This is a genomic window from Pseudomonas inefficax (genome assembly GCF_032164165.1).
In the GTDB taxonomy this organism is placed as follows: Bacteria; Pseudomonadota; Gammaproteobacteria; order Pseudomonadales; family Pseudomonadaceae; genus Aquipseudomonas; species Aquipseudomonas inefficax.
The window spans coordinates 2,431,574-2,455,677 of record NZ_CP134401.1; the positions used below are offsets into that span (position 1 = coordinate 2,431,574).

Sequence of the window (24,104 nt, forward strand, 5' to 3'; positions counted from 1 at the left end):
TTTGGCCGAGCGCTCGGCCAGCACACCTGGGATCGCCCGTGCCATGACCGACACCGCGCAGCTCACCCGCCCCCAGCTTCGTCGCCTGCTTCGCAATGCCCGCCGCGCCCTTACCCCTGCCCAGCAACGCCAGGCCGCCCTTGGGCTGTATCGCCAGCTGGCGCAGCACCCGCTGTTCCGCCGCGCCCGGCACATTGCCCTGTACCTGCCCAACGACGGTGAAATCGACCCATACCTGCTGCTGCGCGAAGCCCAGCGCCGCGGCAAGCGCACCTACCTGCCGGTGTTGCACGCCTGGCCGCGCACGCGCATGGTGTTCCAGCGCTTCGAGCAAGGTGAAAAGCTCAAGCCCAACCGCTTTCGCATTCCGGAACCCGTTACCGACCGCAAGCGCCAGCGGCCGATCTGGGCATTGGACCTGATCCTGCTACCGCTGGTCGGCTTCGACGAAGTAGGAGGGCGGCTGGGAATGGGCGGTGGTTTCTATGATCGCAGCCTGGCCTACCAGGCGCGTCGCCAGACCTGGAAAAAGCCGTTGCTGTTGGGGCTGGCACATGAATGCCAGAAGGTCGAGCGGCTGGCTCAGGCCAGTTGGGATGTGCCGCTGCAGGGGACGGTCTCGGACCGTGGCTGGTACCTGGCGCCGCGTTGAGCGGCGCCGGCGTGGGCATCAACGTTGTGGCTGGCTGGCGTCGACCGGCATCTGATAGGCGTTGTCCAGCTTGCGCTCCCAGAACCCTTGCGCATAACCGGTAGTGACCACACCCAGGCCAAAAATGAACACCAGAATCCACAGCAGATCCGGCTTTTTACGTTGATTCATCGAAGATTGCCCCCCAAGCAAACTGTTCAGGCTCGGCGGTTTTCTGGGAACCACCGGAGCATCGCGCTTTAAACGGGGCGCATTTTCCGACAACCTGCGTCGGCACGCAAACCTTGACGCCAACCGGCTGTCGGTTTCGTGCAACAGGTTATTTCAAACCTTTTCAGGAGCAGCACCCATGGCCTACTGGCTGATGAAATCCGAGCCTGACGAGCTCTCCATCGAAGCCCTCGGCCGCCTCGGCGAAGCGCGCTGGGACGGCGTGCGCAACTACCAGGCGCGCAATTTCCTGCGGGCCATGTGCGTTGGCGACGAGTTCTTTTTCTACCACTCCAGCTGCCCGCAGCCGGGCATCGCCGGCATCGCCAGGATCACCCGCGCTGCCTACCCGGACCCGACCGCGCTGGACCCGCAAAGCCACTACTACGATGCCAAGGCCACGGTCGACAAGAACCCGTGGAGCGCGGTGGATGTGGCTCATGTGCAAACCCTGCCACGGGTGCTGGAGCTGGGCTGGCTGAAACAGCAGGCAGGCCTGGCCGAACTGCCCCTGGTGCAAAAGGGTAGCCGCCTGTCGGTGATGCCGGTGACGCCGGAGCAATGGGCGGTGATTGTCGCTTTGCGCTGAAACTGCGGCTAAGGTCAGTCTTTGCACAGTTGTGGGAGCGGCCTTGCGTCGCGAAAGGGCTGCGAAGCAGCCCCAGTAATTTATGCAGGAATGCAAAAAACCTGGGGCCGCGTTGCGGCCCTTTCGCGACACAAGGCCGCTCCCACAGGCACCGCATAAGGGCTTTGACCGGCATCAACACGCCACGCATGGCCGCAGGCCATGATGCAGTGTGCATGACCGCAAGGATGCAGAACGATGAACCGATACGCCCCCAGGATCTTCGCCATCGCGCTGATCGCCCTACTCGCAGCAGCCGGCGGGCTGGGATACTGGAAATCGCTCCACGACCAGTTGCCCGAAGGCCTGAGCATGGGCAACGGCCGCCTCGAAGCCACCGAAGTGCAGATCGCCAGCAAAATCCCCGGCCGCCTGGCCGAGGTGCTGGTCGACGAAGGTGACAAGGTCACTCGCGGCCAGCTGCTGGCGCGTATCGACACCCGCACCATGGAAGCCCAACGCAGCCAGGCCGAAGCTGAAGTGCTGCGCGCCCGGGAAAACTACGCAGCCGCCCAGGCCAGTGTGCAGCTGCGCCAGAGCGAACTGCTGCTGGCCAGCCAGGAGCTCAAGCGCGTGCGCGAGATCTTCCAGCGCAAGTACGCCAGCCAGCAATTGCTCGACCAACAGCAGGCGCGCTTCGACACGGCCAACGCCGCCGTGGTCGCCGCCCGCGCCCAGCTGGCGGCGATCAAGGCCGCCATCGGTGCCGCCGAGGCCCAGGTGGCGCAACTCACCAGCGAAATCGACGACAGCAGCCTGCGCGCACCGATCGACGGCATCATCCAGCTGCGCCTGGCCGAGCCGGGTGAAGTGCTGGGTGCCGGTGGCCGTGTGCTGATGTTGATCGACCCCAGCGACCAGTACATGAACCTGTACCTGCCGGCCTCCACCAGCGGCCGGCTGACCGTCGGCGACCAGGCGCGGATCGTGCTCGACGCCCTGCCCGAGCGGGCGCTGCCGGCGAAGGTGGCCTTTGTCGCGGCCAAGGCCCAGTTCACCCCCAAGCAGGTGGAAACCCGCGACGAGCGGCAGAAGCTGGTGTTCCGGGTCAAGTTGCGCCTGACCGACCCGGGCGCCGTGCCGCAGGCCAAGCCGGGCATGCCAGGCGCCGGCTATGTACGCACGGCTGAAGTGGACTGGCCGGCCAACCTGCAATGAACGCCCCGGCACTGTTGGCCGAGGGCATCAGCCATCGATATGGCCACCTGGTGGCTCTGCACCCCCTTGGGTTCAGCCTGCCGGCGGGCACCCGCTGCGCGCTGATCGGCCCTGACGGGGCTGGCAAATCGACCCTGCTGGGGCTGATCGCCGGCGTCAAGCGCCTGCAACAGGGCGAGCTGCAGGTGCTGGGCGGCTCGATTCGCCAGCGCCGCCATCGCGCGGCGCTGTACCCGAAAGTGGCGTTCATGCCGCAGGGGCTTGGCAACAATCTGTACCCGGAACTGTCGATCAGCGAGAACATCCGCTTTTTCGCCACCCTGTTCGGCCTCGGCCGGCGCGAGTGCGAGCAACGCATGGCCAACCTGCTGCAGGCCACTGACCTGCAGCGCTTTGCCGAGCGCCCGGCCGGCAAGCTGTCGGGCGGCATGAAGCAGAAGCTGGGCCTGTGCTGCGCACTGATCCACGAGCCGGACCTGCTGATCCTCGACGAACCGACCACCGGTGTCGACCCGCTGTCGCGGCGGCGCTTCTGGGAGCTGGTCGAGCAGGTGCGCGCGCAACGCCCGCAGCTGACCCTGCTGGTGGCCACCGCCTACATGGAAGAAGCCGAGCAGTTCGAGCATTGCCTGATGCTCGACGGCGGCCGCCTGCTGGCGGCAGGCCCCAGCCATGAACTGGCCGCAGTCACCCGCAGCGGCAAGTTGGACGACGCCTTCACCCACTACCAGGGCGCGGGCAAGGCACACCATCAACCCCTGACCATCCCGCCGCGCCCTGCCATGGACGGCCCGGTCGCCATCGAGGCGCACGACCTGACCCTGCGCTTTGGTGACTTCACTGCGGTCAACAAGGTCAGTTTCGCCATTGGCCGCGGGGAGATCTTCGGCTTTCTCGGCTCCAACGGCTGTGGCAAGACCACCACCATGAAAGTGCTCACCGGCCTGATGCCGGCCAGCGAGGGCAGCGCCAGCCTGCTCGGCCGCCCGGTGGATGCCAGCGACCTGGCCACGCGCAAGCGGGTCGGTTTCATGTCGCAGAGTTTTTCGCTGTATGGCGAGCTCAGCACCCGGCAGAACCTGGCCCTGCATGCCCGCCTGTTCGACCTGCCCAAGGCCGAAACCGCCCAGCGCATCGATGAGCTGATCGAACGCTTCGACCTGAGCGCCATCGCCGACCAGCCGTCCGGCGCCCTGCCCCTCGGCCTACGCCAGCGCCTGTCACTGGCGGTGGCGGTGCTGCACCGCCCGGAGGTGCTGATCCTCGACGAACCCACCTCCGGCGTCGACCCGGCCGCCCGCGACGATTTCTGGCGCCTGCTGGTGGAGCTGTCACGCGAGCAGGGCGTGACCATTTTCCTCTCCACCCACTTCATGAACGAAGCCCAGCGCTGCGACCGCATCTCGCTGATGCATGCCGGCCGGGTGCTGGCCTGCGACACGCCCGACGCCTTGCAGCATCAGTACCAGGGCGACACCCTGGAAGACGCGTTCGTACGTTGCCTGGAACAGGCCCAGGAACTGGCCCCGCAGGCCACCGACAATACCGTACTGGAGCAGGCAGCCTCGCCGGCACCGGCGCTGCGTCAAGGCTTCAGCCTGCGCCGCCTGCTGACCGTGGCCAGCCGTGAGGGCAAGGAGCTGCTGCGCGACAAGGTACGCCTGGCCTTCGCCCTGCTGGGGGCGATGTTCATGATGGTGATCTTCGGCTATGGCATTTCCCTGGATGTGGAAAACCTTGCCTTTGCCGTGCACGATCAGGACCAAAGCCCGCAAAGCCGGGCCTACCTCGAAGCCTTTCGTGGTTCACGCTATTTCGCCGAACAGGCGCCCATCCGTGATACCCGCGAAATGCACCAGCGCCTGCAGCGCTCGGAAATCAAACTGGCGCTGGAAATTCCGCCCGGCTTTGGCCGCGACCTGTACGCCGGTCGCCAACCGGTGGTGGCCGCCTGGCTAGACGGCGGCATGCCGTTCCGCGCGGAAACCAGCCGCAACTACGTGGAAGCCGTGCACCAGGCCAACCTCGAGCAACTGGCCAAGGCCAGCCCCCTGCCGCAGCCGCGCCAGGACCTGGTGCGTCTGGAAACCCGTTTTCGCTACAACCAGGATGTGGTCAGCGTGAACGCCATCGGCCCGGGAGTGATGGCGCTGATCCTGGCCTTCATCCCGGCCATGCTCACCGCGCTGGGCATCGTCCGCGAGAAAGAGCTCGGCTCCATCACCAACTTCTACGCCACGCCCCTCACCCGCCTGGAGTTCCTGCTCGGCAAGCAGATGCCCTATCTGGTCGTGAGCCTGGTCAACCTCGCTCTGCTGGTGGCAATGAACCGCTGGCTATTCGCCGTGCCGCTCAAGGGCAGCGTGCTGGCCCTGGCCTGCGGCGGCGTTGCCTACCTGCTGGCGACCACCAGCCTGGGCCTGCTGATTTCGGCGTTCACCCGCACCCAGATCGCCGCCATCCTCGGCACCATGATCATCACCAGCCTGCCGACCATCCAGTTTTCCGGGCTGATCGTGCCACGTTCGTCACTGGACGGCGCGGCGGCAGTGATGGGCCAACTGTTCCCGGCAGGCTACTTCCTCGACATTGCGGTCGGCACCTTCACCAAGGCGCTGGGCCTGCGCGAACTGTGGCCGCAGTGCCTGATCCTGCTGAGCTTCTTTGCCGTGTTCACCGGCCTGAGCCTGGCCATGCTGAAGAAGCAGGAGGCCTGAGATGTCGCGCCTGAATCACACCCTGCGCCTGGGCCTTAAAGAGCTGACCAGCCTGCGCCATGACAGCGTACTGCTGTTGTTCCTGCTGTATGCCTTCAGCGTGGCCATCTACATGCCGGCGGCGGGCTCGGTAATCGGCGTGCACAACGCCAGTGTCGCGATAGTGGACGAAGACCACAGCCTGCTCTCGCGCAAACTCGGCGAAGCCTTGCAACCGCCCGAGTTCCAGCCCGCCGCTCCGCTGGCCGCAGAGCGCCTGGACCAGGCCATGGACAGCGGCCAGTACACCTTCGTGATCAACGTGCCGGTGAGTTTCCAGAGCGACCTGCTGGCCGGGCGCTCGCCGGAGCTGCAGATCAATGTCGACGCCACAGCCATGAGCCAGGCCTTCATGGGGGCTGGCTACATCGGCCGCATCTTCGAACGCGAGTTGCTCGACTACAGCCAGCGCAACAATACGCAGAGCCCGGTGGTAATTAACGCCAAGGCCCTGTTCAACCCCAACCTGGAGGGTGGCTGGTTCCTGGCGGTGATCCAGATCGTCAACAACATCACCATCCTGGCGATCATCCTCACCGGCACCGCGCTGCTGCGCGAACGCGAGCACGGCACCCTCGACCACCTGCTGGTGCTGCCGCTGACCGCGCTGGAAATCATGCTGGCGAAAATCGCCAGCAATGCGCTGGTGGTGGTGATCTGCACCTGGATTTCGCTGGTGGTTGTGGTCAAGGGTGCGCTTGGCGTGCCGTTGGTCGGCTCGATGGGGCTGTTCCTGGCAGTGACCGCGCTGTACCTGTTCGCCAGTACCGCACTAGGGATATTCCTCGCCACTCTGGCACGCTCGACGCCGCAGTTCGGCCTGCTGGCGATCCCGGTGATCATCCCGATGCTGTTGCTGTCAGGCGGCAGCACACCACTGGACAGCATGCCGCAGTGGTTGCAGTGGGTGATGCAAGGGTCGCCGTCGACTCACTTCGTCAGCCTTGGCGCCGCAATCCTGTTCCGTGATGCCGGGTGGACGGTGGTGTGGCCGGACATCCTGGCGCTGGCCGTGATCGGCCTGGTGTTCTTCGCCGTGGCGCTGGCGCGGTTTCGCCGTAGCCTGGCGTCCTGACCCGCGCATACCCGGCTCAAAATCTGAAGTTTGCGCGATTCCTGTGGGAGCGGGTTTACCCGCGAATACCGGCGCAGCCGGTGCCATGCACCGCGTTGGATTCTTCGCGGCTAAAGCCGCTCCCACGGGATCGCGCCACAGTGCGGATTGCGCTGCTCCTGAGAGAGCCGGCTTGCCGGTCACTGCACGATCAGGTTGTTGAACAGCAGGTCCTCAACAATCGGCTTGCCCTCTTCGGCTTCCATCACCTGCTGCACCTGCTTCAGCGCTTCCTGGCGAAGATGCTCCTTGGCTTCGACGTTGCTCATGCTGTCCACCGACTGCTGGGTGAACAGCGCCACCAGCTGGTTGCGGATCAGCGGCTCATGGTGCTTCACCGCCTTCGCGGCTTCGTCGCCGGTCACTCGCAGGGCCACATCGGCCTTGTACACGCGCAGCCGCGGGCTGCCGTCGAGCGCATAGTTGCCGACAAAGGGCGGGCTCAGGCTGATGTAGGCGACCTTGGGCGCCCCTTCCTTGGCTTCCTCGGCCATGGCCGCAGCCGGCAGCAGCAGCGCCAGCAACATCAAGATCCACGCTTTCACAAATTCGCTCCTCAATACAGTTGGCGCCAGCTTACCCAGCATGCCCTTCAAACCCAAGCCCGGGCTAGTGCCGCCACTTATGCCCGCACATCAGGGCGGGCCATGCTCGTTGACCCGGCAGGCGGCCTTCCTACACTTATCGGCCACGACCCGCAAAGGAATAGCCCCGATGAAAGCTGTGTTGTGCAAAACCCTGGGCCCGGCGCGCAACCTGGTGCTGGAAGAAGTACCCAGCCCGGTGCCGAAGAAAAACGAAATCCTGCTGGATGTGCATGCCGCCGGGGTCAACTTCCCCGATACCCTGATCATCGAAGGCAAGTACCAGTTCCAGCCACCGTTGCCGTTCTCCCCCGGCGGCGAGGCAGCGGGCGTGGTGGCCGCAGTCGGGGAAAAAGCCGGCGCGTTCAAGGTCGGCGACCGGGTCATGGCGCTGACCGGCTGGGGTGCGTTCGCCGAGCAGGTGGCGGTGCCGTTCTACAATGTGCTGCCGATCCCCCCGAGCATGGACTTCACCACTGCTGCAGCGTTCGGCATGACCTACGGCACCTCCATGCACGCCCTGCGCCAGCGCGGCCAGTTGCAGGCGGGCGAGACCCTGCTGGTGCTGGGCGCTTCCGGCGGGGTCGGGCTGGCGGCGGTGGAGATCGGCAAGGCGCTGGGCGCGCGGGTGATCGCGGCGGCCAGCAGTGCGGAGAAACTGTCCGTGGCCAAGGCAGCCGGGGCAGATGAACTGATCGACTACAGCCAGGCCAGCCTGCGTGAGGAGATCAAGCGCTTGACGGGTGGCCAGGGCGTCGACGTGATCTACGACCCGGTGGGTGGCGAGTTGTTCGAGCAGGCGGTGCGCGGGCTGGCCTGGAATGGCAGGTTGCTGGTGGTGGGCTTTGCCAGCGGGGCCATCCCGCAGCTGGCGGCCAACCTGGTGTTGCTCAAGGGCGCGGCGGTGCTCGGGGTGTTCTGGGGGGCGTTTGCCCAGCGTCAGCCGGAGGACAATGCGGCCAACTTCCGGCAGCTGTTTGCCTGGCATGCCGAAGGCAAGTTGAAGCCGCTGGTGTCGCAGACTTATCCACTGGCTGAGGCAGGGGCGGCCATTGAGAGGCTGGGGCAGCGGCAGGCTGTGGGTAAGTTGGTGGTGCTGGCCAGGTAAGACAGTTCCGGCCTTTTCGCGGGTGAACCCGCTCCCACAGGGACCGCACCGCCCTCAAGGAATGTGCAGTACCTGTGGGAGCGAGTTCACCCGCGAAGAGGCCGGCACAGGTAATCAAACTTCCCGCAGGTTATGGCAGCGCCTGAACCGCGCCTCCAGGTTGCGATCGGGCATCTGGTGGCTGCGCAGGGCATTCAAGGTCTGTTCGACGTAATCACGCGTGGTGCCATAGCGCCCCTTGGCACTGGCCAGGATCTGGCTGAGCAGTGTGTCCGGCAGGTTCCCGGCGTAGCACGGTAAATGCCGCTCCAGCACGAAGCCCAGAGCCTGCACCTTGCTGCCATCACCCAAACGGCAACTGAGCCAGTGCGGCCGGTACGCCGGGTATGGCATCTCGCGCTGCCACAGGGCCATCAGCGAATCGTCCAGGGTGCTTTCATCCAGCCGGTAGGCAAAACCACTGCAGGAGCCACCACGGTCCAGGCCGAACACCAGGCCGGGGGTTTCCGGCGTGCCGCGGTGTTCGTGCGACCACAGGTACAAGCCTCGGTGGTAACCATGCACTCGAGCGCGTTGGCGTTCCACCGAGTTGCACTCCGGCCGCCAGATCAACGAACCATAGGCGAACAGCCACACCGGCCCACCCTGATGGCGAGACATGGTTGTCTTCATGGAACTGAACAACTGTTCGCGAGTATGTTGCTGACCGAAGTCGAGTGTCGGTGGATATGGAACTTCCCAGGACATACTTTCAAGTGCCGACATAAGCTGCCGCCATTATCCCTGTGAACTACGGATGTAGCGAGATTCGATTACGATGCACCCCAAAGCCTCTGTACCAGGGGCGCTTGCAGTAACCATAGGACAGAAGTGCAGGAATACTCAAGCCCTCGCGCCAGAGTTTCATCCGCGCTCCCGACGACTGGAAAGTACTGTTTCGGCAACTGCGAAAGTTATTGGCCAAGGCGGTAACAATTACCGCCTTATACCCATACTTTCAAACTTCGGTTATTAGCCGCGTGGCGCGTAGGCAAAAACATCTGCGCGCATGCGATGCGCATCCATGCCGGCTTCGACCAAGGCGTCGAGAGTGGCATAGATCATGTTCGGCGAGCCGCTGGCATATACATGCACGCTGTTGAGGTCGGCGATGTCCTCGCAAACAGCCTCATGCAGCATGCCGCAACGGCCTTCCCAGCCGCACAGGTCGCTGACCACCTGGTGCAGGAACAGGTTGGGCAGGCGCTGCCATTCGTCCCAATGCTCGATCTGGTAGAAGTCCTCGGGCCGGCGCACGCCCCAGTACAGGTGCACCGGGTGCTTGAAACCCTGAGCCCGGCAATGCTCGACCAGGCTGTGCATCTGGCCCATGCCGGTGCCAGCAGCAATCAGCACCAGCGGCCCGTCGGGCAACTCGGCCAGGTGGGTGTCGCCGAACGGCATTTCGATGCGAGCCAGACCGTCGCGCTTGAGCTGCTCGATAAGTTGCAGCGCACTGGGCTCGCGCGCCAGCACATGCAGCTCCAGCTCGCGCCCGGCATGGGGTGCGGAAGCCAGCGAAAATGCCGCCTGCTTGCCGCCTTCGCGTTCGATCATCAGGTACTGCCCCGCGTGGTAGCGCGGCGGCCTGCCAGCCGGCGCGCGCAACCGCACGCGCCAGACGTCGCCACCGACCTCGACGCACTCACTGACACTGCACGCCAGTTTGCGCACCGGCAGCTCGCCCAGGGCGAGCACACCATCCCAGAGCAACACGCAATCCTCCAGCGGCTCGGCAATGCAGGTGAACAGCTCGCCATGGTCGCGGACTTCGCCGTCCTGGCGTACCCGGCCTTCGACCAACAACGCGGCGCAGACATGGCAATTGCCATTGCGGCAGCTGTTCGGGCAGTCATAGCCCAGCCGCCGCGCTCCATCCAGGATCCGTTCCCCGGGTTCGAGCGCCAGCACCGCCCCGGACGGCTGCAACGTTACCTGCATCAATCTATTCCCAACTGATCCCACAGCTCATCGATACGGCGGGTGACGGCCTCGTCCTTGACGATGACCCGTCCCCATTCGCGTGTAGTCTCGCCCGGCCACTTGTGCGTGGCGTCCAGGCCCATCTTCGACCCCAGCCCGGATACCGGCGACGCGAAGTCCAGGTAGTCGATCGGGGTGTTGTCGATCATCACCGTATCACGCTTGGGGTCCATGCGCGTGGTGATGGCCCAGATCACATCATTCCAGTCACGGGCATTGATATCGTCATCGGTGACAATAACGAACTTGGTGTACATGAACTGTCGCAGGAACGACCATACACCCAGCATCACGCGCTTGGCGTGGCCCGGGTACTGCTTTTTCATGGTCACCACCGCCATGCGGTACGAGCAGCCTTCCGGCGGCAGGTAGAAATCGACGATTTCCGGGAACTGCTTCTGCAGGATCGGCACGAACACTTCGTTCAGCGCCACGCCGAGGATCGCCGGTTCGTCTGGTGGGCGACCGGTGTAGGTGCTGTGGTAGATCGGTTTCTGCCGATGGGTGATGCGCTCGACGGTGAACACCGGGAAGCTGTCCACTTCGTTGTAGTAGCCGGTGTGGTCGCCGTATGGGCCTTCCGGGGCCATTTCGCCCGGGTGGATCACACCCTCCAGGATGATTTCGGCGGTGGCCGGCACCTGCAGATTGCTGCCCCGGCACTTGACCAGTTCGGTGCGGTTGCCGCGCAGCAGGCCGGCGAAGGCGTACTCGGAGAGGGTGTCCGGCACCGGGGTCACGGCGCCGAGGATAGTGGCCGGGTCAGCGCCCAGGGCCACGGCCACCGGGAACGGCTGGCCAGGGTTCTTCTCGCACCATTCGCGGTAGTCGAGGGCGCCGCCACGGTGGCTGAGCCAGCGCATGATGACTTTGTTGCGGCCGATCACCTGCTGGCGGTAGATGCCCAGGTTCTGGCGGTCCTTGTTCGGGCCGCGGGTGACTGTGAGCCCCCAGGTGATCAGCGGCGCCACATCGCCCGGCCAGCAGTGCTGGATCGGCAGAGCGCCGAGGTCGACATCGTCCCCCTCGACCAGCACTTCCTGACACACTGCATCCTTGACCACTTTCGGCGCCATCGACACGACTTTCTTGAAGATCGGCAGCTTGGACCAGGCATCCTTCAGGCCCTTCGGCGGCTCGGGCTCCTTGAGGAAGGCCAGCAGCTTGCCGATCTCGCGCAGTTCATCGACCGACTCGGCGCCCATGCCCATGGCCACGCGCTCCGGGGTTCCGAACAGGTTGCCCAGCACCGGAATGTCGAAGCCGGTGGGTTTTTCGAACAGCAATGCCGGGCCCTTGGCACGCAGGGTGCGGTCGCAGACCTCGGTCATTTCCAGGACGGGGGAGATCGGAACCTGGATGCGCTTGAGCTCGCCGCGCTGTTCCAGGCCACGGATGAAGTCGCGCAAGTCGCGATACTGCATGCAGGAGCCTCGTATTGGCCGTATCGGTCGGGGTGCAGAGTGTAGCGCCGTTCGGGCTCTGTTTGGGGGCAAAAATGCATTGGGGCCGCTTCGCGACCCATCGCGACACAAGGCCGCTCCTACAGGTTACGTATTCCCTGTAGGAGCGGCCTTGTGTCGCGATGGGCTGCAAAGCAGCCCCAATCAATCCCGAACTGAAACGCTTACTTGCGCTTCATCGACAGGAAGAACTCATCGTTGGTCTTGGTCTGCTTGAGCTTGTCGACCAGGAACTCGATGGCGGCGATTTCGTCCATCGGGTGCAGCAGCTTGCGCAGGATCCACATGCGCTGCAGTTCGTCGTCGGCGGTCAGCAGCTCTTCGCGGCGAGTGCCGGAACGGTTGATGTTGATGGCCGGGAACACGCGCTTTTCAGCGATGCGGCGATCCAGCGGCAGCTCCATGTTGCCGGTGCCCTTGAACTCTTCGTAGATCACCTCGTCCATCTTCGAGCCGGTTTCGACCAGCGCGGTGGCGATGATGGTCAGCGAACCGCCTTCCTCGATGTTACGCGCGGCACCGAAGAAACGCTTCGGCTTCTCCAGGGCGTGGGCATCGACACCACCGGTCAGTACCTTGCCGGAGCTCGGGATCACGGTGTTGTAGGCACGCGCCAGACGAGTAATGGAGTCCAGCAGGATGACCACGTCCTTCTTGTGCTCGACCAGGCGCTTGGCCTTCTCGATCACCATTTCGGCAACTTGCACGTGGCGGGTTGGCGGCTCATCGAAGGTAGAGGCAACCACTTCGCCGCGCACGGTGCGCTGCATTTCGGTCACTTCTTCCGGGCGCTCGTCGATCAGCAGGACGATCAGGTGGCACTCGGGGTTGTTACGGGTGATGTTGGCCGCGATGTTCTGCAGCATGATCGTCTTGCCCGCTTTCGGCGGGGCAACGATCAGGCCACGCTGGCCTTTGCCGATCGGGGCGCACAGGTCGATGACGCGGCCGGTCAGGTCTTCGGTGGAGCCGTTACCGGCTTCCATCTTCAGGCGCTTGTTCGGGAACAGCGGCGTCAGGTTTTCGAACAGGATCTTGTTCTTCGCGTTTTCCGGGCGGTCGAAGTTGATGGTGTCGACCTTCAGCAGGGCGAAGTAACGCTCTCCTTCCTTCGGCGGGCGGATCTTGCCGACGATGGTGTCGCCGGTACGCAGGTTGAAACGGCGGATCTGGCTGGGCGAGACGTAGATATCGTCAGGGCCGGCCAGGTAGGACGCATCAGCCGAACGCAGGAAACCGAAACCATCCTGGAGGATCTCCAGCACGCCGTCACCCGAGATCTCTTCGCCGCTTTTCGCGTGCTTCTTCAGCAGGGCGAAAATCACGTCCTGTTTGCGCGAACGGGCCATGTTTTCGATGCCCATCTGTTCGGCCATTTCCAAAAGATCGGTAATCGGCTTTTGCTTGAGTTCAGTCAGGTTCATAAGGGGAGTGACGTAATCATGTAAGAAGGGAGAATTAAGCTTCTGGCTTAATGAGGCCGCGCCGCTAGATGGCGACAGGATCGCGTACTGATTCGAATTAGGGATGCTTCGGCGACGGCATGTAGAGGGCACTGGAGAAGCAGTGCGAGGCCGAATGTAACACTTGCTTTTTTCTGCGTCTAGTGCTCTGAAAAAGAAAAGCCCCGCATCTGCGGGGCTTTTTCTCATCACAGGTGGGCGTCGAGGAACGCGGCCAGCTGCGATTTGGACAGGGCGCCGACCTTGGTGGCTTCGACGTTGCCGTTCTTGAACAGCATCAGCGTCGGGATACCACGCACGCCGTGCTTGGCCGGGGTTTCCTGGTTCTCGTCGATGTTCAGCTTGGCGACGGTCAGTTTGCCCTCGTAGGTAGCAGCGATGTCGTCCAGTACCGGAGCGATCATCTTGCATGGACCGCACCATTCAGCCCAGTAGTCGACCAGTACGGCGCCTTCGGCCTTAAGGACATCGGCTTCGAAGGAGGCGTCGGTGACATGTTTGATCAGATCGCTGCTCATGGATATCTCCAGGGTCGTAAGCAAAAAAACGTGGCCCATGATAGCCGCACCCACGCCCGACAGGAAGCCGCGGACGATTGAGTGTAACTATAGTTGTGCAAGACGCCACGAATCGAAACTGTCACACAAACGTCATAGCATCGAATGGCACATTGCCTTGCATCAAGGCCAGCTCAACGGCTTTGTACCACGCGTTGGCGACAGCCTGCTATCGTGGCACGATTGCCAGGTTAACGACCGAGAACAACCAGATCATGCCGCATACCATCGCGAAGAACCTGTCCCTGATCGCCGCCATCGACCTTGGCTCCAACAGTTTCCACATGGTCGTGGCCAAGGCCCACCATACCGAAATCCGCATTCTCGAGCGGCTCGGCGAGAAGGTTCAGTTGGCCGCCGGCATCGACGAAGACCGCAAGCTCAGTGAAGAGGCAATGGAACGAGGCCTGGATTGCCTCAAGCGCTTTTCCCAACTGATCAACGGCATGCCGGCAGGCTCCGTGCGCATCGTCGGTACCAACGCCTTGCGCGAAGCGCGCAACCGCAACGAATTCATCCAGCGCGCCGAAGCCATCCTTGGCCACCCGGTCGAGGTGATTTCCGGCCGTGAAGAAGCGCGCCTGATCTACCTGGGCGTGTCGCACACCCTGGCCGATACCCCCGGCAAGCGCCTGGTGGCCGATATCGGCGGCGGCAGTACCGAGTTCATCATCGGCCAGCGCTTCGAGCCGCTGCTGCGCGAAAGCCTGCAGATGGGCTGCGTCAGCTTCACCCAGCGCTACTTCCGCGATGGCAAGATCACCCCGGCCCGCTACGCCCAGGCCTACACCGCCGCGCGCCTCGAGCTGATGAGCATCGAGAATGCCCTGCACCGCCTGACCTGGGACGAGGCCATCGGCTCGTCCGGTACCATTCGTGCCATCGGCGCTGCCATCAAGGCAGGTGGCCTGGGCAATGGCGAGGTCAACGCCGAGGGGCTGGCCTGGGTCAAGCGCAAGCTGTTCAAGCTGGGTGAGGTCGACAGGATCGACTTCGAAGGCGTCAAGCCGGACCGCCGCACCATCTTCCCCGCGGGCCTGGCAATTCTCGAAGCGATCTTCGATGCCCTGGAACTGCAGCGCATGGACCACTGCGACGGAGCCCTGCGCGAAGGCGTGCTGTTCGACCTGCTGGGCCGCCACCACCACGAAGATGTGCGCGAACGCACCCTGAACTCGCTGATGGAGCGCTACCACGTGGACCAAGGCCAGGCCGCGCGCGTCGAGCGCAAGGCGCTGCACGCTTTCGACCAGGTGGCCGCCGCGTGGGACCTGAAAGACGGGAACTGGCGCGATCTGCTGGGCTGGGCCGCGAAAGTGCACGAAATCGGCCTGGATATCGCCCACTACCATTACCACAAGCACGGCGCCTACCTGATCGAGCACTCCGACCTGTCAGGCTTCTCCCGCGAGGACCAACAGATGATGGCCTTGCTGGTGCGCGGCCACCGCCGCAACATTCCCAAGGACAAGATCGCCGAACTGGGCGAGGAAGGAGTCAAGCTGCTGCGCCTGTGCGTGCTGCTGCGCTTCGCCATCCTTTTCCATCACATCCGTGGCAACCAGCAGATGCCCAAGGTAGAGCTGAAGGCTGGCGATAACAGCCTGGATGTGGTGTTCCCCGCCGGCTGGCTGGAACAGAACCAGCTGACCCAGGCCGACTTCGCCAACGAGGCGGAGTGGCTGGCCCGGGTCGGCTTCGTCCTCAGCGTACGTTGAGGACCGGGTTGCTCAGGCGCTCCAGCAGGGTCGCCTGGGCACTGCGCGGGTTCTGGTTGCCGGTTGGCGTGCTGCGCACGTAGCGCCCGTCCGGCTGCAGGGTCCAGGCGTGGGTGTTGTCGGTCAGGTAGCCTTCCAGCTCCTTCTTCACCCGCAGCAACAGCTTCTTGCCTTCCACCGGGAAGCAAGTCTCGACGCGCTTGTCGAGGTTGCGCTCCATCCAGTCGGCACTGGACAGGTAGATCTGCTCTTCGCCGCCATTGAGGAAGTAGAACACCCGCGTGTGCTCGAGGAAGCGGCCGATGATGGAGCGCACCTGGATATTGTGCGAAACCCCCGGAATACCTGGGCGCAAGCAGCACATGCCACGCACCACCAGATCGATCTTCACGCCCGACTGGCTGGCCTTGTACAGCGCCTTGATGACCTTGGCGTCGGTCAGCGAGTTGAACTTGGCAATGATATGCGCCGGCTTGCCTTCGAGGGCGAACTGGGTTTCGCGCGCGATCATGTCGAGCATGCCCTTCTTCAGGGTGAACGGCGCGTGCAGCAGTTTCTTCATGCGCAGGGTCTTGCCCATGCCGATCAGCTGGCTGAACAACTTGCCGACGTCCTCGGTGAGGGCGTCGTCGGAGGTTAGCAGGCTGTAGTCGGTGTACAGACGGGCGTTGCCGGCGTGGTAGTTACCGGTGCCCAGGTGCGCATAACGCACGATCTCACCCTGCTCGCGGCGCAGGATCAGCATCATCTTGGCGTGGGTCTTGAAGCCGACCACGCCGTAGATCACCACCGCACCGGCCGCTTGCAGGCGGCTGGCCATCTGCAGGTTGGACTCTTCGTCGAAGCGTGCCCGCAACTCGATCACTGCGGTGACCTCCTTGCCGTTACGCGCCGCGTCCACCAGCGCATCGACGATTTCCGAGTTGGCCCCGGAACGGTACAGCGTCTGGCGCACGGCAAGCACATGTGGGTCCTTGGCGGCCTGGCGCAGCAGGTCGATCACCGGGGTGAAGGACTCGAACGGGTGCATCAGCAGGATGTCCTGCTTGCCGATCACGCTGAAGATGTTGTCGGCGTTGACCAGCAGCTTGGGGATCGCCGGGGTGAACGGCGTGTACTGCAGCTCGGGGTGGCTGTCCAGGCCGGTGATGCTGAACAGGCGGGTAAGGTTGACCGGGCCGTTGACCTGGTACAGCTCGCTTTCGCTGAGGCTGAACTGCTTGAGCAGGTAGTCCGACAGGTGTTTCGGGCAGGTGTCGGCTACTTCCAGGCGCACGGCGTCACCGTAGCGGCGCGAGAACAGCTCGCCGCGCAGGGCGCGAGCCAGGTCGTCGACCTCTTCGGAGTCCAACGCCAGGTCGGCGTTACGGGTCAGGCGGAACTGGTAGCAGCCCTTCACCTTCATGCCCTGGAACAGGTCGTCGGCGTGCGCGTGGATCATCGAGGACAGGAACACGTAGTTGGCGCCGGGGCCACCCACATCTTCCGGCACCCGGATGACCCGCGGTAGCAGGCGCGGGGCCGGGATGATCGCCAGGCCCGAATCGCGGCCGAAGGCATCGACACCCTCGAGCTCGACGATGAAGTTGAGGCTCTTGTTCACCAGCAGCGGGAATGGGTGAGTCGGGTCGAGGCCGATCGGGGTGATGATCGGGGCGATTTCATCGCGGAAGTAGCGGCGCACCCAGGTCTTGAGCTTGGGTGTCCAGTAACGGCGGCGGATGAAGCGGATATGGTGCTTTTCCAGCTCCGGCAGCAGCACATCGTTGAGAATCGCGTACTGGCGCTCCACTTCGCTGTGCACCAGGTCGCTGATGCGCGCCAGCGCCTGGTGCGGCTGCAGGCCGTCGGCACCGGCCTGCTCACGGGCAAAGTTGATCTGCTTCTTCAGGCCGGCGACGCGGATCTCGAAGAACTCGTCGAGGTTGCTGGAGAAGATCAACAGGAACTTGAGGCGTTCGAGCAGCGGGTAACTCTCGTCCAGCGCCTGTTCCAGCACACGGATATTGAACTGCAGCTGCGAGAGTTCGCGATGAATGTACAGGCTGCTGTCGTCCAGGCCCGGGATGACGATCGCCGGGGCCGGCGCAGGGGCCGGAGCCGCAGCCTCTGCCACCGGTTCCGCGGCAGGCTGGGGGGCCGGCGGCAGGTCTGGCGGGGTCTGCACCATCTCTTCGGGGAGTTCCTGAGCATCCTTGATCGCGACAGGGGTTAGCACTTCATTATTCATCTGGCGTTCCTGAGGACGTTAACGCCCTATCATCTATTGAGCGGCAAGATAAGCGCCCATTATGACGCCTGTGTTACATGCCAGGGCAAGCCATGCCGCGTGGCTTCTGGCATTCTCCGAGCGGGAATTGTTCATGTCGAGACACATTTGGACACTTTCACGAACGCGCGCGAAGGGGTAGGCTTCGCGTTCATTTCGCCAGCACCTCAGAAAATGCTTCAACAATTCCTGCAGGATTTCGGCTACTTCGCCCTTTTTCTAGGCACCTTCTTCGAAGGCGAGACCATCCTGGTGCTTGCGGGATTCCTTGCGTTCCGCGGTTACATGGACATCAACCTGGTGTGCCTGGTGGCGTTTTTCGGCAGCTATGCCGGCGACCAGCTGTGGTACTTCATGGGCCGCCGCCACGGGCGCAGGATCCTGGCACGCAAACCGCGCTGGCAGGCGATGGGTGACCGGGCGCTGGACCACATCCGTCGCCACCCCGACATCTGGGTACTGAGTTTCCGCTTCGTCTATGGCTTGCGCACGGTCATGCCGGTGGCCATTGGCCTGTCCGGCTACCCACCACGCCGCTATCTGCTGCTGAACGGTATCGGCGCGGCCATCTGGGCAGTGGCCCTGGGCGCGGCCGCGTACCATTTCGGCGCCATCCTCGAAGGCCTGCTGGGCAACGTGAAGCGCTACGAGCTATGGGTGCTCGGTGGCCTGTTGGCGCTGGGCGGCCTGCTATGGCTGCGCCGGCGCTTCCGCACGTTGCGCGCGGAGCGCAAGGCGGCGGGCAAGGCCCAGGCCCCAGAGGCTGAGCAGGCTGTAAGCCACGAGCAGCAACCAGGCCAGCGGCACGACCACCGCTAGGCCCAGTGCGCCGGCCAGGTACAGCGCCGGCGCATTCGCCAGCAACCGTACCAGCTCCAGGCGCACGGCCCATGGCCGGTTCTCCAGCAGCGCGCCAAGCACGAACAAGCCAAACGCCATCAGCCCCCAGCCGAGCAACAGGGCGGCGGTTGGCACTCGCTCGGCTACCTCCATCAGATAGCTGCCCAGCGCCACGTAAACCACGAATTGCGCCGCCACATAGGCCTGCTGCGCGCGGCCCAGGGCAACCTCGAACTTGCGGAACAACGCCAGGTCCTGCTTGGCCTGTGGGTAGCGTGCGGCCACATCGGCCGGGCGCCAGCCGGTGGGCATGAACCAGATCCGCAGCTTGTCCCACAGGCTGTCAGCGCGCCGGGCATCGTGCCAGAGCTGGGCATAGAACTGCAGGTTGGCCCACAGCGGGTTCCAGCTGGCCAGCGGCGTGGTCACCCCGAACACCACCGGTTCGGCCGGGTCCTCCTCTTTGAAGGTGCCGAACAGACGATCCCAGAGAATGAACACGCCGCCGTAATTGCGATCCAAGTAAGCAGGATTTTGCGCATGGTGGACGCGATGGTTGGATGGCGTGATCAACACCCACTCGAGCCAGCCCAGCTTGGGAATGTGCCGGGTATGCACCCAGAACTGGTAAAGCAGGTTGAGCGACGCCACCGTGATGAACACCAGCGGCGGCACACCGAGCAACGCCAGCGGCAGGTAGAACAGCCACGAGAAGATGAACCCGCTGCTGGTCTGGCGCAGCGCCGTAGTGAGGTTGTACTCCTCGCTCTGGTGATGCACCGAGTGCGCAGCCCACAGCACGTTGCGCTCGTGGCCAAGACGGTGCAGCCAGTAATAGCAGAAGTCGTACAGGACAAAGGCCAGCAGCCACACCCACCAGGCCTGCGGCGGCAGCTGCAGCAACGCCATGTGCTCGAACGCCATGGCATAGGTCACCAGCCCCACCCCTTTGGTCAGCAACCCGGTACTGGTCGACAGCGCGCCGGTGCTGAGGCTGTTGATCGAGTCGGCCAGGGTGAAGTTGCGCTGGCCACGCACATGGTCGGCCAGCAGCTCGACGGCGATCAGCACGAAGAAGAACGGCACGGCCAGCAGAATCAGGTCCATGGGTACGACCTCAGACGTTATCCGCCAAGATTAGGCCGCGCTTGCGGGAATCCCTATGGCTACATCTGCCAAACTAGAGGACATTTAGCGCCTCGACACTGGAGTAAAAAGCATGACAAAAAAAGTAGCGGTGATTCTTTCCGGCTGTGGCGTTTATGACGGCGCCGAAATCCACGAAAGCGTGATCACCCTGCTGCGCCTCGACCAGCGTGGTGCGCAGGTGCAGTGCTTCGCGCCGAACATTGCGCAGATGCATGTGATCAACCACCTGACCGGCGAGGAAATGCCCGAGTCGCGCAATGTGCTGGTGGAATCGGCGCGCATTGCCCGCGGCGAGGTCAAGGACATCCGCGAAGCCAGGGCCGAAGACTTCGATGCGCTGATCGTGCCGGGCGGTTTCGGAGCGGCGAAAAACCTGTCCAACTTTGCCGTGGAAGGTGCCAACTGCAGCGTCCACCCGGATGTGCTGGCCCTGGCCGAAGCCTTTGCAGCGGCGTGCAAGCCGGTTGGCCTGATCTGCATCTCGCCGGCGCTGGCGGCGAAGATCTACGGGCCGGGTGTGGTCTGCACCATCGGTAGCGACGCGGGCACTGCGGAGACCATGACGAAGATGGGTGCTACCCATGAAGAATGCGATGTGCACGACATTGTCGAAGACACCCAGCGCAAGCTGGTCACCACCCCGGCGTACATGGAGGCCAAGTCGATCAGTGAAGCGGCTGGCGGCATCTACAAGCTGGTGGACCGGGTGCTGGAGCTGACGCACGAATAGGCTCTTGCTGGCACGCGCTGTGTAGGAGCGGCCTTGTGTCGCGATCGGGCCGCGAAGCGGCCCCGCCAATTTATGCGGCGAAGCTGAAAACCTGGGGCCGCGCTGCGGCCCGATCGCGACACAAGGCCGCTCCTACAGGGACCGCGCCTGCCCTCAGGTTCTGGACAACCGGGCGATGATCCGGTCCAGCGCATTGGCAAACGCCTGCTTCTCACGCTCGCCATAAGGCGCCTGCCCTCCCCCCACCTGACCCTGCTCGCGCAGGTCGGTAAACAGGTTGCGCGCCGCCAGCCGATCACCCATGTTGCGCTCGTCGAACTCGCGACCGCGCGGGTCCAGCGCCGCCACGCCCTTTTTCACCAGGCGGTCGGCCAACGGCACGTCACTGCAGATCACCAGCTCGCCGGGCACGGCGTGCTCCACCAGGTAATCGTCAGCTGCGTCCATGCCGCTGGGCACCACGATCAAACGCACGATCGCGAACGCCGGCTTGGCCACAGCCTGGCCCGCCACCATCACTACCTCGAACTTGCGCTTGAGGGCGAACTTGACGATCAGATCCTTGGCCGCCTTGGGGCAGGCGTCGGCATCGATCCACACACGCATCGGAAAACCTCGCAATCAGCTTGAGGCCCCCATCATGCCTCAAGCGCAACGAAAGCTGGAGCAGCTGCCACGCACGCTGGGAAGATGGCGCCAATATTTCAATTGCCGCTTATCCGCCCCCGCCACTCAGGCTAAACTCGCCACAGCTCCGCTGGCCTGCCCCGAGTGCGCAATGAACCACCCCCACGAAATCCGCCCTGACCTGGACGAAGGCATCGACCGCAAGGTCCTGGCGACATTGCGTGCGCGCTTTCTGCGGCTCAACCAGGGCCGGCTGCAGCGGGCCCTGGAGGGCCTGTCGACGCGCCAGCAACAGGTGCTGACGCTGCTGCCACTGCTGTTTCATGTGAACCACCCGTTGCTGCCGGGCTATGTCTCCGGCAGCACTCCCGCCGGCGTATCGGGCTACGAGCCGAGCGCCGACCTGGTAGTCGAGGCCCAGCGCCTTGCCCGCTCGTTCACCTACAAAGCCCGCCATGGCAATCCGCCGCGGCCGATCCACGGCCTGTTCCTGATGGGCAGCCTGGGCTCGCTGGCCCAGGCCGAGCACAGCGACATGGACCTGTGGGTATGCCACGCGCCCGGCCTGGCCGACGAGCAGCTGGGCGAGTTGCGCCGCAAATGCCAGCTGCTGGAGGCATGGGCAGCAAGCCTGGGTGCCGAGGCGCACTTCTTCCTGATCGACACGCAAGGTTTCGCCCAGGGCCAGCGCGAGGGCCAACTCGGTTCCGACGATTGCGGCACCACCCAGCACTACCTGCTGCTGGACGAGTTCTACCGCACCACTATCTGGCTGGCCGGGCGCACGCCTCTGTGGTGGCTGGTGCCGGTCTACCAGGAACACGATTACCACGCTTATACCCAGACTCTGCTGTCCAAGCGCTTTATCCGCAGCCAGGACGCCCTCGACCTCGGCAACCTCGCGCACATTCCGCCCGGCGAATTCGTCGGCGCCGGCTTGTGGCAGCTGTTCAAAGGCATCGACTCGCCCTACAAGTCACTGCTCAAGCTGCTGCTGACCGAGGCCTATGCCAGCGAGCACCCCGCCGTCCGCTGCCTGAGCCTGGACTACAAGCAGGCAGTGTTCGCCAACCAGCTCGACCTCGACGAGCTGGACCCCTACGTGATGGTGTACCGGCGCATCGAGCGTTACCTGCTGCAGCGCGGCGAACACGCGCGCCTGGAGCTGGTGCGGCGCAGCCTGTACCTGAAGGTGAACAAGAAGCTCAGCGACCCGGCCCGGGCCAATGGCTGGCAGCGCCGGCTGTTGCAGCGCCTGGCCGACGAGTGGGGCTGGGACCAGCGCCAGTTGGCCCTGCTGGACAGTCGCAACCAATGGAAAGTGCAGCAGGTTGCCGTCGAGCGCCGTGAACTGGTGGCCGAACTGAACCACAGCTACCGCTTCCTCAGCCAGTTCGCCCGCACCCAGAACGCCAGCAGCCGCGCCGACCAGCGCGATCTCAACGTGCTGGGCCGGCGCCTTTACGCAGCCTTCGAGCGCCGCGCCGGCAAGGTCGAAGTGATCAACCCCGGTATCGCCCCGGACCTGGCCGAAGGCACCCTGACCCTGGTCCAGGCGCCTAACCGCAAGGAGCCTGGCAGCTACCACTGGGAGCTCTACACCGGCAACCTGAGCCCTCATGAAGTGGACCACTTCAGCCCGCTAAAGCGCTGCCGCGAGCTGCTCGAACTGCTGACCTGGGCCCATCGCAACGGGGTGATCGACAGCAGCACGCGCCTGGCGCTACACCCAGGTGTCAGCGACCTGAGCGAATTCGAACTCTTCAACCTGGTGGGCTGCCTGCAGCAGAGCATCCCCCTGCCCTTGCCGACCGTCAGCGAAGTTCGCTTGCTGCAACCCAGCGTTGCCGAGGAAGTGCTGCTGCTGGTCAACGTCGCCATCGACCCACTGCGCCACCACCGCGACCTGAACATCCTGATGACCACCGAGCGCACCGACTCGCTGAGCTATGCAGGCGTGCGCGAAAACCTGGTTCTGACCCTGGACCAGGTCACCCTCAACAGCTGGAACGAGGTATTGGTCCAGCGCTATGACGGCGAGCACGCGCTGGTGCGCTGCCTGCGCGACTTCCTCAACAGCCCCGTGCTGCGCGGCCACCGTCCGAGGGTGCGGGTGCGCTGCTTCTGCCAGAGCCGCGCCCAGGCCATCGGCCAGCGCGTGGAGGAAATCTTCGACACCGTGCAGCTGCTGCTGGACCAGGGCCTGAACCACCGCTACCTGCTGCAGGTGGCCCAGCACACCCATGTGCTGGAGCTGCTGGCCGGACATGTCGGCCTTACCACCCTGGCCGAACATGAGGCGCTGCTGGACCACCTGGGCCAAGAGCGTAGTGCCTACAGCCCGTTGTACCTGGACGCCAACGCCCTGCAGGACCACGACCTGCACCTGGTGCTGGAGCAAGGTCGGCCAGCCTGCATCCAGGTGTTCTACCGCCTGCAGGGTGGCTGGGCCGAGCTGTACGTGCTGGATGAATACAACGCCCTGTGGCAGCAACGCCTGCCGCTGCACGACGAAGCCCACCTGCTGTTGCCGCTGCAGCGCTTCCTGCGCTCTGTGGTGATGCGCCGGGACGCCCGTCTGCCGTTGGACACTCAGCGCGCAGCCTCACTGGACATCCACTACGCGCAACTGTTGCCTTCCGGGCCAGGCAAGGCGCGCAGCATCGAGCCGCGCCAGGCCCCGTTCGAGGGTAGCGACCAGCCTTACTACGAGGTGCAGGCAATCATCCAGGGCGGGGTGGCGGGTGCGGCGCACGTGACGCTGTACTGCGACCAGCAGGAGTTTTCCGAACTGGAGCATGGTGAGCAGCTGTATGCGGTGGTGGCCAGGCAGATCATCGGCCAGCGACGGGGTGCAGAGCAGTACCGCTGCTACATCACCGACCTGGACTTGTCCGAGTTGCTGGATGACCAGCTGGGGTCGACGCAGCTGTACCTGCGCTACAAGCGGGAGCTGGAGCAGGCTTTGAACGAGGGGTTGGAGCAGGTCCTGGGCGAATGACCCAATGCAGTACCTGTGGGAGCGGGTTCACCCGCGAACACCGGCAAAGCCGGTG

The 24,104-nt window shown here is 64.0% G+C and carries 19 protein-coding genes and 1 pseudogene; 10 read left to right on the forward strand and 10 right to left on the reverse strand.

Annotated elements, in window-relative coordinates; all coding sequences use genetic code 11:
• The first annotated feature begins 43 nt into the window (after positions 1–43).
• Positions 44–652: a 5-formyltetrahydrofolate cyclo-ligase gene (locus RIN61_RS10885; protein ID WP_112249943.1), complete on the forward strand. Its 609-nt coding sequence runs from the start codon at positions 44–46 to the stop codon at positions 650–652.
• 18 nt (positions 653–670) lie between these two features.
• On the opposite strand, the gene RIN61_RS10890 is transcribed toward RIN61_RS10885, so the two are convergent.
• A complete protein-coding gene (locus tag RIN61_RS10890; RefSeq protein WP_003253683.1) occupies positions 671–823 on the reverse strand; it encodes a hypothetical protein in 153 nt (50 codons plus the stop codon).
• Positions 824–1,001: 178 nt separating this feature from the next.
• Here RIN61_RS10890 and RIN61_RS10895 point away from each other — a divergent pair, with 178 nt between their 5' ends.
• The 4 genes from RIN61_RS10895 (at position 1,002) to RIN61_RS10910 (ending at position 6,479) form a co-directional block, all read left to right on the forward strand.
• A complete protein-coding gene (locus RIN61_RS10895) occupies positions 1,002–1,451 on the forward strand; it encodes an EVE domain-containing protein (protein WP_112249839.1) in 450 nt (149 codons plus the stop codon).
• A 237-nt stretch (positions 1,452–1,688) separates the two neighbouring features.
• Entirely contained in the window at positions 1,689–2,648 is a 960-nt protein-coding gene (locus RIN61_RS10900) for an HlyD family secretion protein (protein ID WP_207877055.1), read from the forward strand.
• Positions 2,645–5,365, forward strand: a complete 2,721-nt coding sequence (rbbA, locus tag RIN61_RS10905; protein WP_313857134.1) for a ribosome-associated ATPase/putative transporter RbbA — start codon at positions 2,645–2,647, stop codon at positions 5,363–5,365. The genes RIN61_RS10900 and rbbA overlap by 4 nt, the downstream gene beginning before the upstream one ends.
• A 1-nt stretch (position 5,366) precedes the next feature.
• Positions 5,367–6,479: an ABC transporter permease gene (locus RIN61_RS10910; RefSeq protein ID WP_207877050.1), complete on the forward strand. Its 1,113-nt coding sequence runs from the start codon at positions 5,367–5,369 to the stop codon at positions 6,477–6,479.
• Between the two features lie 179 nt (positions 6,480–6,658).
• Here the strand turns inward: RIN61_RS10910 and RIN61_RS10915 are convergent, their stop codons facing one another.
• Complete coding sequence (locus RIN61_RS10915; protein ID WP_112249847.1) at positions 6,659–7,063, reverse strand: flagellar basal body-associated protein FliL; 405 nt, start codon at positions 7,061–7,063, stop codon at positions 6,659–6,661.
• 169 nt (positions 7,064–7,232) lie between these two features.
• On the opposite strand from RIN61_RS10915, the gene RIN61_RS10920 reads away from it, so the two are divergent.
• A complete protein-coding gene (locus tag RIN61_RS10920; protein ID WP_313857137.1) occupies positions 7,233–8,210 on the forward strand; it encodes an NADPH:quinone oxidoreductase family protein in 978 nt (325 codons plus the stop codon).
• Between the two features lie 114 nt (positions 8,211–8,324).
• Here the strand turns inward: RIN61_RS10920 and RIN61_RS10925 are convergent, their stop codons facing one another.
• The 5 genes from RIN61_RS10925 to trxA all read right to left on the reverse strand — a co-directional run bounded on the left by RIN61_RS10925 (position 8,325) and on the right by trxA (position 13,676).
• On the reverse strand, positions 8,325–8,975 hold the full coding sequence (locus tag RIN61_RS10925) for a gamma-glutamylcyclotransferase (RefSeq protein WP_112249851.1): 651 nt from the start codon (positions 8,973–8,975) through the stop codon (positions 8,325–8,327).
• Positions 8,976–9,221: 246 nt separating this feature from the next.
• A complete protein-coding gene (locus RIN61_RS10930) occupies positions 9,222–10,190 on the reverse strand; it encodes a CDP-6-deoxy-delta-3,4-glucoseen reductase (protein ID WP_013974732.1) in 969 nt (322 codons plus the stop codon).
• Complete coding sequence (gene ubiD, locus RIN61_RS10935) at positions 10,190–11,656, reverse strand: 4-hydroxy-3-polyprenylbenzoate decarboxylase (protein ID WP_112249853.1); 1,467 nt, start codon at positions 11,654–11,656, stop codon at positions 10,190–10,192. Before ubiD ends, RIN61_RS10930 begins: the two co-directional genes overlap by 1 nt.
• A gap of 203 nt (positions 11,657–11,859) precedes the next feature.
• A complete protein-coding gene (gene rho / locus RIN61_RS10940; RefSeq protein WP_003253661.1) occupies positions 11,860–13,119 on the reverse strand; it encodes a transcription termination factor Rho in 1,260 nt (419 codons plus the stop codon).
• Positions 13,120–13,346: 227 nt separating this feature from the next.
• Complete coding sequence (gene trxA, locus RIN61_RS10945) at positions 13,347–13,676, reverse strand: thioredoxin TrxA (protein WP_112249855.1); 330 nt, start codon at positions 13,674–13,676, stop codon at positions 13,347–13,349.
• 254 nt (positions 13,677–13,930) lie between these two features.
• Here trxA and ppx point away from each other — a divergent pair, with 254 nt between their 5' ends.
• On the forward strand, positions 13,931–15,433 hold the full coding sequence (gene ppx, locus RIN61_RS10950) for an exopolyphosphatase (protein ID WP_112249857.1): 1,503 nt from the start codon (positions 13,931–13,933) through the stop codon (positions 15,431–15,433).
• Here ppx and ppk1 read toward each other — a convergent pair.
• Positions 15,420–17,663 carry a polyphosphate kinase 1 gene (gene ppk1, locus RIN61_RS10955; RefSeq protein ID WP_112249859.1) on the reverse strand — a complete coding sequence of 748 codons (2,244 nt, stop codon included), beginning with the start codon at positions 17,661–17,663 and terminating at the stop codon, positions 15,420–15,422. The two genes, ppx and ppk1, sit on opposite strands and share 14 nt — an antisense overlap.
• 213 nt (positions 17,664–17,876) lie before the next feature.
• On the opposite strand from ppk1, the gene RIN61_RS10960 reads away from it, so the two are divergent.
• A complete protein-coding gene (locus RIN61_RS10960) occupies positions 17,877–18,521 on the forward strand; it encodes a DedA family protein (protein WP_181457296.1) in 645 nt (214 codons plus the stop codon).
• A gap of 549 nt (positions 18,522–19,070) precedes the next feature.
• Here RIN61_RS10960 and RIN61_RS10965 read toward each other — a convergent pair.
• Positions 19,071–19,649, reverse strand: a pseudogene (locus RIN61_RS10965) (sterol desaturase family protein); the annotation flags it as partial.
• 112 nt (positions 19,650–19,761) lie between these two features.
• Between RIN61_RS10965 and elbB the strand changes: the two are divergent.
• Positions 19,762–20,421 carry an isoprenoid biosynthesis glyoxalase ElbB gene (gene elbB, locus RIN61_RS10970; RefSeq protein WP_112249863.1) on the forward strand — a complete coding sequence of 220 codons (660 nt, stop codon included), beginning with the start codon at positions 19,762–19,764 and terminating at the stop codon, positions 20,419–20,421.
• Between the two features lie 153 nt (positions 20,422–20,574).
• Here the strand turns inward: elbB and RIN61_RS10975 are convergent, their stop codons facing one another.
• A complete protein-coding gene (locus RIN61_RS10975; RefSeq protein ID WP_112249865.1) occupies positions 20,575–21,027 on the reverse strand; it encodes a YaiI/YqxD family protein in 453 nt (150 codons plus the stop codon).
• A gap of 172 nt (positions 21,028–21,199) precedes the next feature.
• Between RIN61_RS10975 and RIN61_RS10980 the strand changes: the two genes are divergently transcribed.
• The gene (locus RIN61_RS10980; RefSeq protein WP_112249867.1) at positions 21,200–24,049 is read left to right on the forward strand and encodes a class I adenylate cyclase; all 2,850 of its coding nucleotides are present in this window, start codon (positions 21,200–21,202) and stop codon (positions 24,047–24,049) included.
• Positions 24,050–24,104: the final 55 nt, after the last annotated feature.